Origin of the sequence: Deinococcus alpinitundrae (assembly GCF_009982895.1) — a bacterium.
Classification (GTDB): Bacteria; Deinococcota; Deinococci; order Deinococcales; family Deinococcaceae; genus Deinococcus; species Deinococcus alpinitundrae.
Genome location: NZ_WXZL01000028.1, coordinates 24235 through 38201 on the forward strand (window position 1 = coordinate 24235; position 13967 = coordinate 38201).

Annotated in this window: 21 protein-coding genes; 4 read left to right on the forward strand and 17 right to left on the reverse strand. The window is 62.7% G+C overall.

The features are described from left to right. Positions 1-13 precede the first annotated feature (13 nt). On the forward strand, positions 14-484 hold the full coding sequence (locus tag GUI70_RS18755) for a hypothetical protein (RefSeq protein ID WP_161883846.1): 471 nt from the start codon (positions 14-16) through the stop codon (positions 482-484). A gap of 211 nt (positions 485-695) precedes the next feature. Here GUI70_RS18755 and GUI70_RS18760 read toward each other — a convergent pair whose 3' ends face one another. The 16 genes from GUI70_RS18760 to GUI70_RS18835 form a co-directional block, all read right to left on the reverse strand. Beyond that, entirely contained in the window at positions 696-1172 is a 477-nt protein-coding gene (locus GUI70_RS18760; RefSeq protein WP_161883847.1) for a hypothetical protein, read from the reverse strand. A gap of 80 nt (positions 1173-1252) precedes the next feature. Beyond that, positions 1253-2209 (reverse strand): phage tail tube protein, encoded by a 957-nt coding sequence (locus tag GUI70_RS18765; RefSeq protein ID WP_161883848.1) that lies wholly within the window; start codon positions 2207-2209, stop codon positions 1253-1255. Then, positions 2206-2490, reverse strand: coding sequence for a hypothetical protein (locus tag GUI70_RS18770; RefSeq protein WP_161883849.1), 285 nt, complete (start codon positions 2488-2490; stop codon positions 2206-2208). The genes GUI70_RS18765 and GUI70_RS18770 overlap by 4 nt, the downstream gene beginning before the upstream one ends. Further along, positions 2487-2921 carry a hypothetical protein gene (locus tag GUI70_RS18775; RefSeq protein ID WP_161883850.1) on the reverse strand — a complete coding sequence of 145 codons (435 nt, stop codon included), beginning with the start codon at positions 2919-2921 and terminating at the stop codon, positions 2487-2489. Before GUI70_RS18775 ends, GUI70_RS18770 begins: the two co-directional genes overlap by 4 nt. Then, positions 2918-3361 (reverse strand): hypothetical protein, encoded by a 444-nt coding sequence (locus tag GUI70_RS18780; protein ID WP_161883851.1) that lies wholly within the window; start codon positions 3359-3361, stop codon positions 2918-2920. Before GUI70_RS18780 ends, GUI70_RS18775 begins: the two co-directional genes overlap by 4 nt. Then, entirely contained in the window at positions 3358-3678 is a 321-nt protein-coding gene (locus tag GUI70_RS18785) for a hypothetical protein (protein ID WP_161883852.1), read from the reverse strand. The genes GUI70_RS18780 and GUI70_RS18785 overlap by 4 nt, the downstream gene beginning before the upstream one ends. Position 3679: 1 nt before the next feature. Continuing rightward, complete coding sequence (locus tag GUI70_RS18790; RefSeq protein ID WP_161883853.1) at positions 3680-4036, reverse strand: hypothetical protein; 357 nt, start codon at positions 4034-4036, stop codon at positions 3680-3682. Further along, complete coding sequence (locus GUI70_RS18795; protein WP_161883854.1) at positions 4033-4641, reverse strand: hypothetical protein; 609 nt, start codon at positions 4639-4641, stop codon at positions 4033-4035. The genes GUI70_RS18790 and GUI70_RS18795 overlap by 4 nt, the downstream gene beginning before the upstream one ends. A 2-nt stretch (positions 4642-4643) precedes the next feature. Beyond that, complete coding sequence (locus tag GUI70_RS18800) at positions 4644-5780, reverse strand: major capsid protein (RefSeq protein ID WP_161883855.1); 1137 nt, start codon at positions 5778-5780, stop codon at positions 4644-4646. A 10-nt stretch (positions 5781-5790) separates the two neighbouring features. Next, the gene (locus tag GUI70_RS18805) at positions 5791-6228 is read right to left on the reverse strand and encodes a hypothetical protein (protein WP_161883856.1); all 438 of its coding nucleotides are present in this window, start codon (positions 6226-6228) and stop codon (positions 5791-5793) included. Beyond that, entirely contained in the window at positions 6225-6998 is a 774-nt protein-coding gene (locus GUI70_RS18810; protein WP_161883857.1) for a hypothetical protein, read from the reverse strand. The genes GUI70_RS18805 and GUI70_RS18810 overlap by 4 nt, the downstream gene beginning before the upstream one ends. 147 nt (positions 6999-7145) lie before the next feature. Beyond that, on the reverse strand, positions 7146-7385 hold the full coding sequence (locus tag GUI70_RS18815) for a hypothetical protein (RefSeq protein WP_161883858.1): 240 nt from the start codon (positions 7383-7385) through the stop codon (positions 7146-7148). Between the two features lie 517 nt (positions 7386-7902). Continuing rightward, entirely contained in the window at positions 7903-8670 is a 768-nt protein-coding gene (locus tag GUI70_RS18820; protein ID WP_161883859.1) for a minor capsid protein, read from the reverse strand. After that, positions 8654-10408, reverse strand: coding sequence for a hypothetical protein (locus tag GUI70_RS18825; protein ID WP_161883860.1), 1755 nt, complete (start codon positions 10406-10408; stop codon positions 8654-8656). The genes GUI70_RS18820 and GUI70_RS18825 overlap by 17 nt, the downstream gene beginning before the upstream one ends. A 37-nt stretch (positions 10409-10445) precedes the next feature. Then, positions 10446-11726, reverse strand: a complete 1281-nt coding sequence (locus GUI70_RS18830) for a terminase large subunit domain-containing protein (RefSeq protein WP_161883861.1) — start codon at positions 11724-11726, stop codon at positions 10446-10448. After that, positions 11726-12100: a hypothetical protein gene (locus GUI70_RS18835; protein ID WP_161883862.1), complete on the reverse strand. Its 375-nt coding sequence runs from the start codon at positions 12098-12100 to the stop codon at positions 11726-11728. The genes GUI70_RS18830 and GUI70_RS18835 overlap by 1 nt, the downstream gene beginning before the upstream one ends. Before the next feature lie 60 nt (positions 12101-12160). On the opposite strand from GUI70_RS18835, the gene GUI70_RS18840 reads away from it, so the two are divergent. Then, a complete protein-coding gene (locus GUI70_RS18840; protein WP_237725034.1) occupies positions 12161-12838 on the forward strand; it encodes a peroxiredoxin in 678 nt (225 codons plus the stop codon). A gap of 10 nt (positions 12839-12848) precedes the next feature. Here the strand turns inward: GUI70_RS18840 and GUI70_RS18845 are convergent, their stop codons facing one another. Then, a complete protein-coding gene (locus GUI70_RS18845; protein ID WP_161883863.1) occupies positions 12849-13301 on the reverse strand; it encodes a hypothetical protein in 453 nt (150 codons plus the stop codon). Between the two features lie 145 nt (positions 13302-13446). Here GUI70_RS18845 and GUI70_RS18850 point away from each other — a divergent pair, with 145 nt between their 5' ends. Both GUI70_RS18850 and GUI70_RS18855 read left to right on the forward strand, forming a co-directional pair. After that, positions 13447-13644: a transcriptional regulator gene (locus tag GUI70_RS18850; RefSeq protein ID WP_161883864.1), complete on the forward strand. Its 198-nt coding sequence runs from the start codon at positions 13447-13449 to the stop codon at positions 13642-13644. Between the two features lie 33 nt (positions 13645-13677). Continuing rightward, positions 13678-13902, forward strand: coding sequence for a barstar family protein (locus GUI70_RS18855; RefSeq protein ID WP_161883865.1), 225 nt, complete (start codon positions 13678-13680; stop codon positions 13900-13902). Positions 13903-13967: the final 65 nt, after the last annotated feature.

The window sequence follows — 13967 nt, forward strand, 5'->3', positions numbered from 1 at the left end:
CATACTTCTCGTTATGCCTTATTTGAAACTCAGTGAACAGGTCGCCAAACTCGCCAATCCCCAACGCAGTGATGCCTTTGTCAAAGCCTTCAAGGAGGCGGTGAGAGCGACTCAATTTGATGCGGCTTACGTCAATACTGAGCGTTTTGAGTTGCCTAAAACGTTCAGTCGTCGGAACAGCGACGAGACATATAGCCGTAGTGTGCGCGAGATGATTTTTGAAGCCAGCCCGGAGTTCGACACTTGGTTTGACGAAGTGAACCGTGGCCTCGCTACGACCCGCACCGGTGGCAAGATCAAGACCAGTATCGAGAGCATCAACTCCGGCTTGGTGGATTTCAAGGCGCTGGCCGCCGAGACTCGACAGAAAATGCAAGCCAGTTACGACAAGGGCCAGCAACTGGGGAGCAGTCGCGCCGCACGTAAGGCAGCACCGAAAGCAGCACCGAAAACAGCGGCGAAGACCACGCGCAAAGCCAAGTAAGCGCCCGCTTCACATGGAAAAGCCCCTGGCATTCGAACCGGGGGCTTTTTGTTTCTGGTGTTACTGCGACTGTGACTTCGTCTTCTCGTGGTACTGCCGCTCGCCTTCCACCGCGTTGGCCCAGAGCATGATTGCAGTGTCGAAGGCCAGCAGCTCGTGCGGCTCAGCCCCGTTGATGGTCAGCAGGGCGTGGGGGCGGCAGCCGTAGCTCTTAGCTAGCGCGTGCAGGCTTACCGCGTGCCTTGCCAGGAAACGCTTCCGCCATAGCGACCACCTCCGGCGCGGGCGCGCTGAACTCCTGCACCGCGTTCAGCAGCAGGGTCAGGTCCGGCCCCAGGCCGTAGTCGGGTTCCTCCAGGCTGCCGCCGTACAGCTCTAAGAGGGCTTCGAGCTTCGGCTGGATCAGCGCGCCGCGCAGGAGCTTCTCCTGAATCTGGAGACTCGTTTCGAGAATCTGCTCGCGGCTCATCGTCGGGGCCTGGCCGTCAACGGATTCGATTGCCGCCGCACTCTCCTTGGCGTACTCGCCTGCCGCTGTCAGCAGGGCGGGCGTGCTCATGACGTGCCGGGCAGCATCCATGGTGTAGGCCTCGATATTCAGCTTCTTGATGATGACCTCCACACCGGTGGAGAGTTCAACAGTTTTGGTGAAGCCCTTGAGTTTGAGCGCGGGGTGCGGATTGGTCATGCTGCCAGTCTCGGCGGGTGGTTGACACCCAACGCAAACGCGCCCAGCGGTGAGGCCGGACGCGAGGGTGGGTGAGGGGCTTAACTGCCGGGCAGCGTCCACTCGAACGTCGGCGCACCTGCGTTGTAGACCGCTTTGATGTCCACCGGCACCAGAATCCGGCCCAGGCCGCCGTCCGGCACGAAGGTGCTGACCCGCGAGTGCGGGAACTTGACGCTCAGTTCCTTCGTGCCGACCTTGAACCCAGCTTCGAGTACCGCGTCCGTCCCGGCCTCATAAGCGTCCCGGAAGGCGTCGGGGATGGTGGCCGCGCCCAGGCGGATGTTGACCATGGCGCTGAGTGCCCCGCTGCGGCTCCAGCCCACCGCGTAGAGGTTATTGGCGGAATCCAGGCCCTGCGCGGCGTCCTCAGCTTCCATCGGCTGCGTGATCGTGATGGTGGCCTCGGTCGGCTTGACCGTTCCGGCAGCGTACTTGACGAAGAAGTTCATGAACTTCGCCAGCTCGACGTTGCTGATGGCGGGCAGCACTGGCACGCTGGCAAGCGGGCCGACGCGGGTGGTGTTCAGCGTCACCTGGACCGTCGCGGTTGCCCGGTTGCTGATGGTGATGACGATGGAGCTGATCTGCACGTCGGTAAAGAGGCTGTTCCTGACTGGGTGCGGCTGCCACACCGTCAGCGGCTGGCCCGGCGCGAGGGCCGCGAAATCATCCAGACGCGGGACCAACTTGGACTGAAGAGGGGAACCGGTGGCCGTGCCGGGCGTACCCAGCATGGCGATCAGCAGCAGCGGCAGATCGGCCAGGGTCGCCTCCGCCGTGATCTGGCGCTGTGAGGCGACGACGCCCTGCAGCTGCTCGCCCGTCTCGAAGATGGTGCCGTCGGCGATTTCGTTGTTGGTGTAGGTGTATTCCGGCATGGGATTACCGAAGGCGGTGGTCCGCAGGGTGTTGGTGGGGGCCGTTGCTGCCGTGCCCACCGCCGTTTGAAGGGCGATGGCGATGGCTCCGTACTTGCCGAGTCTGGGGGTGCTCATTCTTTACCACCTTCGCCGGTGTCATCGGCCTTGGGTTCCACGCTGGGTTCGGGTTTGGGGTCCGCTTTTGGAGCCTTGGCTTCAGGCTTCGGAGTCGCTTTTGGGGCGGGTTTGCCCTGCGGCTTCTCTTCTCTGTGGGGGCGGTCGAGCTTGAAGTGCCCGCTGGCCTTGATGGCTTCCTCGTGACCCTCGCTCGTGGCCTCGATGACCGAACCGGGTTTCACGCTGCCGATGCCGGGCAGAAACCCCGTCGCCTCGCCTGTGTACTGATATTTCTTCATTCTTCCTCCGCTCCCAGGTCGTATTCGATGTCCAGATGCGTCACGCTCACCAGAAAGCCGTCGACGATGAGCGGTTGTTCCTGCATAAAGTTGACCAGAGCGCCTGACTCCTGATGGTTGAAGGCACGGGCGGCCCGCTGGCAGGCTTGCACCACGTTCAAGCGGCGGGTCAGCGCGGCAGTAGTAGCCGTCTCGGATTTGGGGCGCTGAATCACGATACTGACGAACACCGGCACGCGAATCTCGGTGCTGTAGCCCTGATCGGCCACGTCCTCGCCCGAGTCGAAACCCTCGGTGGTGATCCACAGCTGGCGTTCGGCAGTGCTGGCTTTCAGCTCCCCCTCAATCGGTTCCCGCGCTTGCACCGTGTACTGGGGAAAGCTGGTCTGAAGCTCGGCCTTGAGCGCCTGAATGAAGTTCAGCACGATCATCTCGCCGCCGCCTTCAGGGCCTGCGCCAGGTACTGCGGGAACACCTTGCGGGTCGCGTCGAGCGCATCACGGGCAAAGCGGCGCTCCGGCAAGACCACGCGCATCACGCGCACCCAGCCGCGTGCCGTTCGGAAGCGCAGTCCCATCGGGGTCTTGGCTTCGATCACGGCTCCCCGGTCATGCACCCAGCCGTAGAAGGCCATACCGAGCGAGAGGTTCCCACCCTGCGGCGTCTTCTTGAGATAGGTGCGAACCGAGCGAATCAAGCGCCCACTGCGGACGCGCAACCCGCTTGGCCCGCCTTTGGTGAGGTTCTTTTTCATCTCGGCTTGCAAGAACTTGCGGGCCTCACCGAGTGCGTCCTGAGCCGCTTGAGCGGGAATAGCGTCCAGCTTGCGAACCCAGGCGGGAATGCGGATCGAGGCGCTTGAACGGGTCATGCCAGCACCTCGTCTTCTTCCGTGCGGACGTATAGCTTCCACGTCCCGGCCTTCTTGCCAATGCCGTTGCGCAGAATGCGGAAGCTCTGGAGCTTGCCCGGCTCCACGTCCACCGTCACCAGGGCGTTGTCCTCCAGGCCAGCGGGCGGCGTGCCGAGCGCCACGTACACGTCAACTGTGTGCGTAGGGGTATCGGCAGTCACGCCACCGCGCCCGGCACTGACGCCGAGGGTTAGCGGGATCAGCTTGGGCCGCCCGCATTTGATGGTGCCGCCGTTCGCGTCGGTCAGGGTCAGGAAGGGCCGGGCGTCGATCACTTCACCACGTCCCTTCAGTCCGCACCGGGCCGCCCATCGGGGGCCAGGCCTGCACCTGAGACGGCACATAGGCGGTGATGCCCTGCGCGGCGTCCATGCTGAGCTGCGTGCGGGCGAGCGTGGCAAGCTTTCTGTCCACTCTGGCCTTCAGCCCTTCGTCCAGCTCGTACTCGGTGTTGTCGGCGATCAAGCGGGCCGCCGTTGCCCAGGGCCGGGGATAGATGATGCCCGCCACCGTCACGCTGTCCACCGTCAGCGCACGGGTGAGCGTGGCGTCATCTTTGGGTGCGGCGTAATTGACGCCCAGCGCATCGGTGAGGTGCGTCAGGGCTTCGTCGGTGGGCAGGGGAGGGTTCACGGCTTGATGGCCTTCTTGGGGGCAGGGGCGGGCTTGCTGGCCTTGTCTGGCTCGCCGGTCACGTCAGACTCGGCAGGCGCGGTCGTAGCCGGTGAGATGACCACCGAGGTGTCGTAAGTGATGTCTTTGATGGCCTGGGTGTTGTTCTGAACGGCACTCTTCAGATCAACAGTTGCCTGATCCAGCGCTCCCAGTTCCAGTTCCATCACCCGCGCCTTCAGACCGGGCAGATCGTTCTGATACCGGATGAAATCGGCCCGGGTGGACTCCAGTTCAGCCTGCAGCGCGTTGCGGGCCGCCCCGAGCTGTGCCGCGCCCTCGTGGGTGCTCTTCAGCTTGGCTTGCAGATCGGCCACCTGAGCGCGGGCCTGATCCAGCTCCTCTTTCAAGCTGTGGTTCGCGTCTAGCAGCTCCTGAATATCCGCGCCTTGCTCGGCTTCGGATTCCAGCTCTTCCGAATCATGCAGCGGCAGGTTGAGCGTGAAGGCGAAGGCTTCCGGCACTTCCACGAACTCCTTCTTGTTCGTGGCGCTGAAGGGGCCGTAGCTCTTGCCCTCGAAGGCGTAGACCCCTGGAATGTTCGTGACTTTCCGCGTAGGGGCCATGGTCAGGCCCCCAGCTCGGTCTTGCACAGGTAGAGGTTGCGGGCCTCTTCGATGTAGGGCATCAAGTCTTCGCTCGCCTTGCCGATCACCTCGTACTCCGCACCCTGCGGCACGTAAATGTTGACGTAGCGGGTGCTCTGCTGCCCGGCCTCGGTGTTGGGGCCGATGTGGGTGACGCCGAGCGCGCCGCGCACGATCTGCCCGTCGATCAGCTCCACTTCACGCGCACTGGAGCGCATGAAGGTCAGGCGACCGCTGGGCCAGAAGTACGGCGCGTCCGGCGCGTCACCCTTGCCCGCATAGGTCGTGATAGTCACGCTTTTCAGCACGTCCAGGCTCTGCTGGCCGAGGTTGAAGGTCGTGCCATCTGCCGTCTTGGCCGCCTGGGTCAGCTCGTAACGGATGACGGTCGAGCTGAGCTGCACCCGGCTGCGAACGATGATGCCGTTCTTGTCGTTGCTGACAATGGCCGCAAAGGTTGTGGGATCAGTAATCCCCATCGGCTCCTGACGCAGCTTGTTGCGGGCAGCCTGCACGTCCGTCCAGAAGGCGCTGCTGGCCTTGTCGTAGGCAGCGGTGCCGGTGCGGCTGACCTTGTAATCGTCAGGCACGCTGAAATCGAGGTCCACACCGTTGCCGGTCTTGGAGTCCTTGACCTGGATCTTGCCGTAGGCCAGTGCCTGCGCGCGGAAGACCTCCTCACCGTAGTCGATGGAGAGCAGCAGACCGTCTTCGACCACGCGGCTGATGAAGTTCTCGTAGACCGCCTGCGGCGAGCTGCCGCCGGTGAGGGCCAATGCGCCCTGCTGCGCGGCCCGCAGAATCTGGGCGTTCGCACGGGCGTGCATGGCGTCCTGCAACGATTCGTTGAGCTTGGCTTCGGCCGTGATCTTGAAGGTGCGCCCGTTGAAGTCAACCATCTGCAGGCTGCCAACTTTCGCGTAAGGGCTGTCCACGCCGGTCAGCGCGGCTGGCTCGGTCACGATGCGGAAGCTGCCCGTCTGGATCTCGGCCAGGGTGCTGCTGACGGGCGGCAGGAAGTTGGCGAGGTACAGGTTCGACAGGGCGACAGGTCGGGTGGCGATGTACTGGTTCAGACCCGAGGTAATGCGGGCCAGGGCAGCTTGGAATGGGTTCACAGTCAGCTCCTTATTCCGTCACGACCAGGCTGCCCTGGCTGGCCTGGTAGATGAAGTTGGTGCCCAGCGCGGTCTTGAGGCCGCTGCTGAGGACTTTCGGCGTGCCGGTCGCGTCAGGGAGCTGGTCTTCGTAGATCACGCCGCCCGCGTACAGACCGGTGGTGAGGTCGGAGCCGCGTCCCGTGCCGGGCAGGGGGTTTTCCACGACGTCCGAGGCCATCAGGAACGCCTTTCCAGCGGCTTCCGTGCCAGCGGCGGGAATCAGGGTCTTGTCAGTGTCGCGGGTGACGATGGTTCCAGCCGGAATCACGCGGCTGCCCGCCGTGCCGAACTTGGCATCGGTGAAGCTGGCGAGCTTGACGGTGCCGCCGAGGGCGATGCGCTGGAGGCTCTGTTCGTCGGCGGTGAACTTGACGCCGAGGCCGTAGGTGGTGACAGTTCTGCTCACGGTTTAGCTCCTGTTGAAGGTGTGGCGAAGGGGTCGACGACGACGCGCTCGGCGCTGGGGGCGCTGCGGCCCAGGGCGTCCTGAATGGCGTTGCCACTGGCGGCAGGCTGGCCGGATGCGCCGCTCTGGCCGTTGACCACGCGGCCTTGGAGCTGCTGAGTCTGCGCAGAGAAGAGGACCGGCACGTAATCGGGCCAGTTGGCCGTGGCGTACTCCCTGAGCGCGCCCTTGTCCGCGTCTTTGCCGTCTGTACCGCGCTCAATGACGTGTGCCACCTTGACGGCCTTGCCGTCCTGCTGGACTTCACGCAACTCGACGCGCAGGTTCGTGCCGCGCAGGCGGTCTTGCAGGACCGACAACTTCGCGCCGCTCGCATCCGTCACCTCGCGCAGTTGGTTGGTGACGCTGAGTTCACGGCCCTGGGTCAGCTCGGTCTGGGCGGCCTGCGGGGTGAGGGGCTGGCCTGCCGCGTCGGTCAGGGCCTGCCACGCTTCCCACTGGGTTTTCTGCTCGGCGGTGAGGCCGAGGCCGTCTTTGAGCACGCGGTTGCTGGTGTCCAGTGCGGCGTCCACGCGCTCATGCAGGGTGGCGGCACCGTCGTCAGTGGCCGGGATGTTGAGCTCTTTCAGGACTGGCGCGAACGTGCGGTGGAAAGCGCGCGCCGTGGCGTTCTCTCCTTGCCGAGCAGCAACGTCCCGTGCAGCCGCTTCGCCTGCTTTGGTGGCGTCACCGTCGTGTTCGTCCAGGTAATCCTGCCAGGTCTTTTTCATCCGGTTGTGCTCCTTGAGTGGGGTGGTGTCCGCCGTGGGACGTGGGGTTGCGGGCGTCCATGACGCATGAATTAAGGCTAGTGAGGGGCGTGACACCCCGGCACAGCAGAAACCGCCCGGTGAGGGCGGCTAGGTCACTACTGGGTTTTACTCGCGTTCTGGCCAATGCCAAGACCCGCCACGTTGCCCGGTTTCGTCTTCAGACATCCAGTCACTGAAGAAGATGCCGGTGGGGTTCAACACACAGACTTTGATTTTCGTTTCGCCGTCGCCTGGCACAGGGACGAAGACTTCAGTGACCACTGCAGCACGATGCGCGGGTTTGAACTCTCCGTTCGGGGTGCCGTAGGCCACGTAATGTACGATCCGTCCGATGGAAGGTTTCATGCACAAAGAATTCCGTGCGGGCTGACACTCCGGCAAAGCAAAACCGCCCCGGAGGGCGGCTGGCTTGGTACTGGGAATTATCAAGCAGCAATTAGATACAAATAGTGCCTACCGTAGAAGTCACTGTTGTTGAGGTACCATCGGAATAGTAAGTTGTACCGGTACGAGCATATGTAGTGCAAACATGCCCATTAACAATTTTATTGCTTATGGGGAAGCGGTCACTAACAACAGTTTTTACAACAGTTAACGCTTCAACAGAAGAAATCATGGAGAGGCTCAAAGTTGCAATCACGGCCAGTCGTTTAATTTTGCTCACCGCTAATTTTTATCGTCTTTAACAAGATCTCATCTAACTCATGTATAGACAATCGCAGGCAATCCCTCCCTGGGTGAACCCTATCCGATGGCCAGGTTCTAATGTAACGAGGCTTACTAATAGTTTTCCATAGGGACTGAAGTTTTTCACTGCCGCAGTACAGGCAAGGCAAAGTCAAAAGTTGATCGTCAAGCGAATTCATATATCATCCTGAAAGTCACCAAGCAGTGCTGGTAAAGCGAAGCAGCGGCACATCACGGCCTGCCCTGGCAATTCTGGCGCGCCCCGCCAGGTGAACACCCGGCCTTGCAAAGCGCGATGGCCTGTACGCACCCGGCTGTCCTGCTGGGTTTCCCACTGGAACTTCTTGATGCCCAGCGTCTTCAGGCGGTCGATCCCGGCCCGACTTGCCGCCGTGAGCATCTGATCCTGGGCAATCAGCACCGCCCGGCTTCTGTGAACGCCCAGGCGGGCTTGCAGGAGGTCAGCTGCCTTCTCGGGCGTGAGGCCCAGCCGCAGGGCTTCCCTGACCGTCCTGGCCGCTTCGTCCTTGAAACGCTTCCCCTCGGATTCCCAGTAGGTGTTCATCTGCTTGCGCTGCCGGTCAACCGCCTTCACCTGCAAGCTGGCCGGATCGTTCAGTTTCAAGCTGGAATCGAGCAACTTCACCAGATCGTCCGAACTCAGTACCCGGTCCCGCACGGCCCGCTTCAGCAGCGCCGTCAGCTCAGCGGGCGGTGTGCGCGTGGCTTGCATGGCCTCGTCGATGCGGCGCAGGACCAGCGGCAAGCTGGCGCGGCGTCTGCCGGGCGGCAGAGCCAGTACGCGGGCCAGCTCAGCTTCGGCAGCCTTGAGCGCCACCTTGCGGAACTGGCGCAGGACCGCGCCCCGTGCGGCTTGCAGATGGGCGTCCTCGCGCTGGCGGGCCAGCTTGATGAGGCGGCGGGCTTCAGGGGTTTGGGGCATTGTCCAGGCCCGTACCGTCAAGCGCGTTCAGGTCTGCTGGGTTGACCGGAGGCGCGCCGCCAAGGTCCGCCTGCCGCTGCTCTTCAATCTGCTCAGGCGTGATCGCCAGTATCGGGAAAGCCAGGCTCAGGGCCATCAAGCCCACCCAGGCTGGGGCCGTCTCCAGAATCTTGAGGGCCAGCGTCGGGGTGATGCCCTCAGCGGCACGGCGGGCACGCTCGGCGGCCACGTCTTCCACACCGATCCGGCCCAGCATGGTCTCTTCAGCGATGACGCCTGCTTCGTGCAACTTTAACGCCGTGTCCACTTCCGCCGGGGTGGGCTGCACGGCGCTCATGCGTGCCTGGGCCGTCGCGTGGAAGGCGTCGTACTCCGGGCGTCGACCAATGAAGTGCAGTCCCAGGCGCAGCACGGTATTGATGACCCAGCGCACCAGCTGCTCCAGCGCCATGCGGGTGGGCTCCAGGCTGCTGATGAAGTCCTGCACCGCCTGAATGCGACTCACGCCGTTCACGCGCCCGTCGCCGGTCATTAGGACGTGGAGCTGCTTGGCCTCGTCGAAGATGGCCTCGCGTACCTCGTCGAACGTCTCGCCGAACACGCTCCAGCCTGACGGGTCTTTGTACTGGATAGACGGGGTGGAGAAGTTGCCGGTCGGCACCAATTTGCCGGTGGTTTCATCCTTGGCCATGATGGAGATGCCGTTGAGGAAGTTCGTCACGCCGCTGCCAGTGTTGTAGGAGCTGGGCACGAATTTCTGACCGCCTGGAGCTGCAGAGTCCTTGACCCACTGGCCGGGCATCTGGGCGTTGAGGATGGTGCGCTCGACGAAGCCGCCCAGGTCGACGTTGCGGCTGCCCATCGTCATGGTTTTGTCGGCGAACAGGGCCAGGCGGCGCACGCTCTCCGTAATGAGCGGGTCGAGTTTGACCTCGAACAACAGCAGATCGGGCACGGGGTATTCGTCTGAAGGGTCAGTGTCGCTGCCGGTGCTGGCGGGCGTGACTTTGGTCATGCCGTCCGGCAAGCGCTCCTGAATTTCCCAGAAGGGCATGCCGAGGGCGTCTTTGTAGTGGAAGTAGGCGCTGCTGACCCGGCCTTCGATGTCCCTGACCACACCCGCCGCGTCCCAGCTCGGGGCCTGCACACTGATGAAGCCCAGGGCGTCAGCGAGGGTCAGGCCGCTGGGCACGCCGGGGCCGCTCTTGCCCTCGCCGTCGGTGACGTTGGCTTGGAGCTTGCTGCGCGGCACGAACAGCCGCAGGGTGCCGCGCTCGCTCCACAGGGCGGTGGTCAGCGCCTTCTGGATGCTCAGCCACACGCCAGAGTTGTCCCACCAACCGGATACCGCGTCGGTGAACTCGTCGACCAGCTTCTGTTCGTCCGCATTGGGCTTCTGGTCCTTTGGAATCTTGCGCTTGGGGATGACGGACCACAGCGGCTCCCGGCCCGCGATGCCGTTCACATGGCGCTGCACCACGTTCAAGGGCAGGTTGCGGCTGATGAAACCGCGCTCGATCTCGGCGGTGACGCGGGCGACGTTCGCGCCACTGTCGGACGTGCCGTCGTACCTGGGGAGCGGCCCGGACCATCCCCGGCCCCCGTTCCAGTGGTCGTCTCGGATAAGCGCGGCACTGAGCTGCAAATCAGGCCGCTGGGTGCGGTTCTCCAGTTGCCGCCGCGCCAGTTGCAGGGGCGTCAGGACTTTAATCAGGGAGACAGGCGCGGCGTCGGGCATGGTGACAGACTTTCAGGCTGGGTGACACGCCAGCGGGCTAGAACGGCTGGGAGTACGTGCCGGGGATGAACAGCTCGGGTGGCTGATATAGCAAGCTCTTCACAGCCAGCGCGTTGGCCATCACGATGTCGTCATGCAGGCCGCTGGGCGCTTCGTACCGGACACCTGTGGCGGTGCTCTTGGCCTGAAATGCCGCCATCTCGCCGCGCTGGGCCTCGTCGGCGAGCAGGTTCACCATGCCGCGCTCTAAGGCCAGCGCCAGACCTTCCACCAACGGCGGCTTGCTCTGGGCAGTGAACTTGAAGGCGGTGGCGTTGTCGTATTCCTTGCGGAGCAGTTCAAACACTGGATCGCCCAGCCCAGTAGCGTCCACGGTGGTTTGGGCGTTGTTGTATTGCCTGAGCAGGGCGGCCACTCGGCTGACGCTGCGCTCCCACGTCTCGCCGCGCCAGCGGGCCAGCTTGACCTGGCGGGCAGGGGTCACGCTGGTGTCCAGAATGCTGACCACGGTGTAATCCACCGCCCGGCCCAGATCCACCCCAGCGACGTAGCTGTGGTCCGCTTGTGGATCTTCGGCGGCGGGCAGGATCAGGCGAGCGGCCAGCAGCTCGCGCTTGAACAGCGCGCCTTCGTCATCGACGAACTCGGCCAGGAAGTATTTCCTGAACAGGCGCTCGGGCATGGTGCGCTCCAGCCGCTCTAGTTCTTCACTCGGAAAATACGGGTTGATGCTGGTGGGCAATTGCAGGCTGCGCTGGCCTTCCTGGCCGCTCTGACCGGCGTAAAACCAGTCGCGGTACCAGTTGGGATAGTCCGGCGTGCCGATGGCGAGCGCCTGCCCACGCCGTTCACTGAGGGCAGGCATCAGCACCTCAACGGCGTAATTCGGCACGAAGCCCGATTCGTCGATGATGGCGAACTTCACGCCGTCACCCGCGAGGCTGGCGGGGTTGTCGGCGCTCTTGGCCTGAATCACCGCTCCACTGACAAAGGTCAGGGTGAGTTCCGAGAGGCTGACCTTTCTGATGAGCGGGGCCAGCTTGGTTGTGCATTCCACCATCGCCGCCATGAAGAGCGCCTTAGCATGGGCGTAGGTGTCGCTCACCACGTAAACGAGTGGCGGGCCGAACTGATCGGGCGGCTGCAAGGCCTGATAGATGCTCTCGAACCGTGCGCCGTGGGTCTTCCCGGCGCGGCGGCCATACAGGCACACCAGGCGGCGCACCTCTGGATCGTCGAGCGCGGCGTGCATCTGCATCTGTCCCGCGTGCGGCGTGTAGCCAAGTGCCTTCCACAGTTTGCGGCGCTGAATCGGCATCAGTCGTCGCCACTCAGCGCTTCGATCAACCGTTGGGCAGAATCGTCTTCATCAGCACCCGAATAGCGTAATTTCAATCCGATGGTTTTGACCTGCCGGTCGACCACCTGCAGTTCCATGTTGAAACCGGCCAGCCCCATTTTCTCGGCCTCGCCGCGCATCACTTCCAGCCGCCGGGTCAAGCTATCCAGCATCTCAAGGTCGGTTGGCAGGGTAGCGGCGAGGTGGCCTCGTACGATGTCCTTGGTGGCCTCGGCGCGCTCGCGGCGGCGGTCTTTGAGGAAGCGGTTGACGGAGCTGTAACTTACCTGGATCTCTGGACGCTCGGCGATTTTGCGTCCGCTCAGACCCTGGGCCGCCAGCTTGAGAATCAACTCCTCTTGCTGCGGCGTGAGTGGATTTCTTGAATCATCCGGCTGCGTCACTGATTCATCATGGGGCGTGCTCTGACACAAGAACGGCGTCTGGGCGCGTTGATTCAGATGAATCAGGCACACAGAAACCGCCCGGTGAGGGCGGCGGGATTGGATGTCAGTGGGGCCGCCGCTCTGTTTGCGTTCCTTGGCAATGATTCTCAGGCCGCGCCTGAACGCACGCATTTTCGTACCCCTGCCTTTGAGGCTTGCCTTAAACTGGTGTCTATGATTCTTCAACCTGGCGATCAAGTGCCCGATGTCTCAGCCCTGAGTGATGACGGTAAGCAAGTGCAGCTCTCCGCTTGGAGAGGCCAGCCGGTTGTGCTGTTTTTCTTCCCGAATGCAGCGGCCACCCACTGCCAGATGCAGGCGAGGCGCTTTCAGGGACTGATCGAGGAGTTTGAGTCGCTGAACGTGCAACTGCTTGGAATCAGTGTGGACTCACGCGCCCAGCACACGACTTTTCGAGGGATGTGCAAGCTGAGTTTCCCACTACTCGCCGACACGGATTACCGTCTCAGTGAGCAGTTTGGAGTGCTCACTGAAACGGATGATGGTGCGGTGAAGTATGCTCGGCGGGTCACCTTCCTAATTGATCCGCAGGGTCGGGTGCTTGAGCGCTGGGACGATGTGAATCCCAACACCAATGCCGGCGAGGTGCTGGCCGCTCTTCAAGTGCACCAGGCGCAGTCCTGAGTCTGATCATTCACGCCGCCCACCCGCCGACCATCAGCCCGAGCTGCCCGTAGGCGTACTCGCGCACTAAGTTGCGTTCTTCGGCTGTGATGGCGGCGAGGCTTGGGACAACGCGGTTCAGAACGTCACCGGCCAGGGCGTAGTGGGCGCGGTACCCGAGGCGGCCCAGTTCGCGGTGCAGCTCGCAGGCGATGGCCTTTCCGATCACCGGGGCAGTGGGCACTTCCGACGTCAGCACCTCCTCCAGCAGCCAGACGCGCTCAGCGGTGCGCAGGAGGGCGACGGCGCGCTCCAGCTCGGTGGGCTGGCTGTTGATCTGGGCGGTGAGGCCCGTGTCGGTGCGGGTGAGCTGAACAGTGGTGTATTCGACGTCGGTGGTGACGCCGCACTCGCGGGTGACGCTGAGGACGTTGAAGGTGCGGCTGTGGGCGCGGGTGCCGGTGTTAGGTGTAAACTCTTGCATGGTCATCTCCAGGGTGACTTCGAGTAAGGCGCGCCTTTCTTAGCGGGATTGCGCGCCTTCTCTTGTGGAAATAATACAACGTTCAACGTGCTATGTCAACCCTCGCTGTGCTATTCATCAACGCTGAACGTGATAAGTTCTGGCGATGGACACCAAAGCTACTGTCAAAGTTGAGCTGGCAAAAAGAGAGATGACCATGCTGGAGCTGGCTGCTCAGCTTGGTATCCCTCAGCAATCGCTTAGCCGCACCCTGCAAACCTCACCAGTTAATCAGCGCAGCCACTGGCCTGCCATCCTCGAAGCCCTCGGCCTGGAAGTCATCATTCGGCCAAAGCAGTCTTAACGACCCCGGCTCGTCGAGAGCCAGAATGGTGCTATGGCCAAGGTAACGTTGGACACCTCACGCATTCGAGACTGGGAGTCGTTCCATGATGTGTCTGTCCAAACCTTTGGATTCCCAGATTTCTACGGTCGCAACATGGATGCCTGGATCGACTGCCTCACGTATCTTGACGAAGGCGACGGTATGTCCATTGTGGTTCTAGGTACGGACGAATTGCTGCACATTAGACCTCCTGCGAAAGTCACGCTCTCTCAGTAAGCGAGTGATTGCACAGCGCGGCGATGAGATTCGCGCGGAGGGAAAAGCGCCGTCTCCGGTGACGG

Coding starts and splice junctions, on each gene's coding strand:
- GUI70_RS18755 (WP_161883846.1), top strand. CDS start 14: ATGCCTTATTTGAAACTCAGTGAACAGGTCGCCAAACTCGCCAATCCC.
- GUI70_RS18760 (WP_161883847.1), bottom strand. CDS start 1,172: ATGACCAATCCGCACCCCGCGCTCAAACTCAAGGGCTTCACCAAAACT.
- GUI70_RS18765 (WP_161883848.1), bottom strand. CDS start 2,209: ATGAGCACCCCCAGACTCGGCAAGTACGGAGCCATCGCCATCGCCCTT.
- GUI70_RS18770 (WP_161883849.1), bottom strand. CDS start 2,490: ATGAAGAAATATCAGTACACAGGCGAGGCGACGGGGTTTCTGCCCGGC.
- GUI70_RS18775 (WP_161883850.1), bottom strand. CDS start 2,921: ATGATCGTGCTGAACTTCATTCAGGCGCTCAAGGCCGAGCTTCAGACC.
- GUI70_RS18780 (WP_161883851.1), bottom strand. CDS start 3,361: ATGACCCGTTCAAGCGCCTCGATCCGCATTCCCGCCTGGGTTCGCAAG.
- GUI70_RS18795 (WP_161883854.1), bottom strand. CDS start 4,641: ATGGCCCCTACGCGGAAAGTCACGAACATTCCAGGGGTCTACGCCTTC.
- GUI70_RS18810 (WP_161883857.1), bottom strand. CDS start 6,998: ATGAAAAAGACCTGGCAGGATTACCTGGACGAACACGACGGTGACGCC.
- GUI70_RS18815 (WP_161883858.1), bottom strand. CDS start 7,385: ATGAAACCTTCCATCGGACGGATCGTACATTACGTGGCCTACGGCACC.
- GUI70_RS18820 (WP_161883859.1), bottom strand. CDS start 8,670: ATGCCCCAAACCCCTGAAGCCCGCCGCCTCATCAAGCTGGCCCGCCAG.
- GUI70_RS18825 (WP_161883860.1), bottom strand. CDS start 10,408: ATGCCCGACGCCGCGCCTGTCTCCCTGATTAAAGTCCTGACGCCCCTG.
- GUI70_RS18830 (WP_161883861.1), bottom strand. CDS start 11,726: ATGCCGATTCAGCGCCGCAAACTGTGGAAGGCACTTGGCTACACGCCG.
- GUI70_RS18840 (WP_237725034.1), top strand. CDS start 12,161: ATGGGGCGTGCTCTGACACAAGAACGGCGTCTGGGCGCGTTGATTCAG.
- GUI70_RS18845 (WP_161883863.1), bottom strand. CDS start 13,301: ATGCAAGAGTTTACACCTAACACCGGCACCCGCGCCCACAGCCGCACC.
- GUI70_RS18850 (WP_161883864.1), top strand. CDS start 13,447: ATGGACACCAAAGCTACTGTCAAAGTTGAGCTGGCAAAAAGAGAGATG.
- GUI70_RS18855 (WP_161883865.1), top strand. CDS start 13,678: ATGGCCAAGGTAACGTTGGACACCTCACGCATTCGAGACTGGGAGTCG.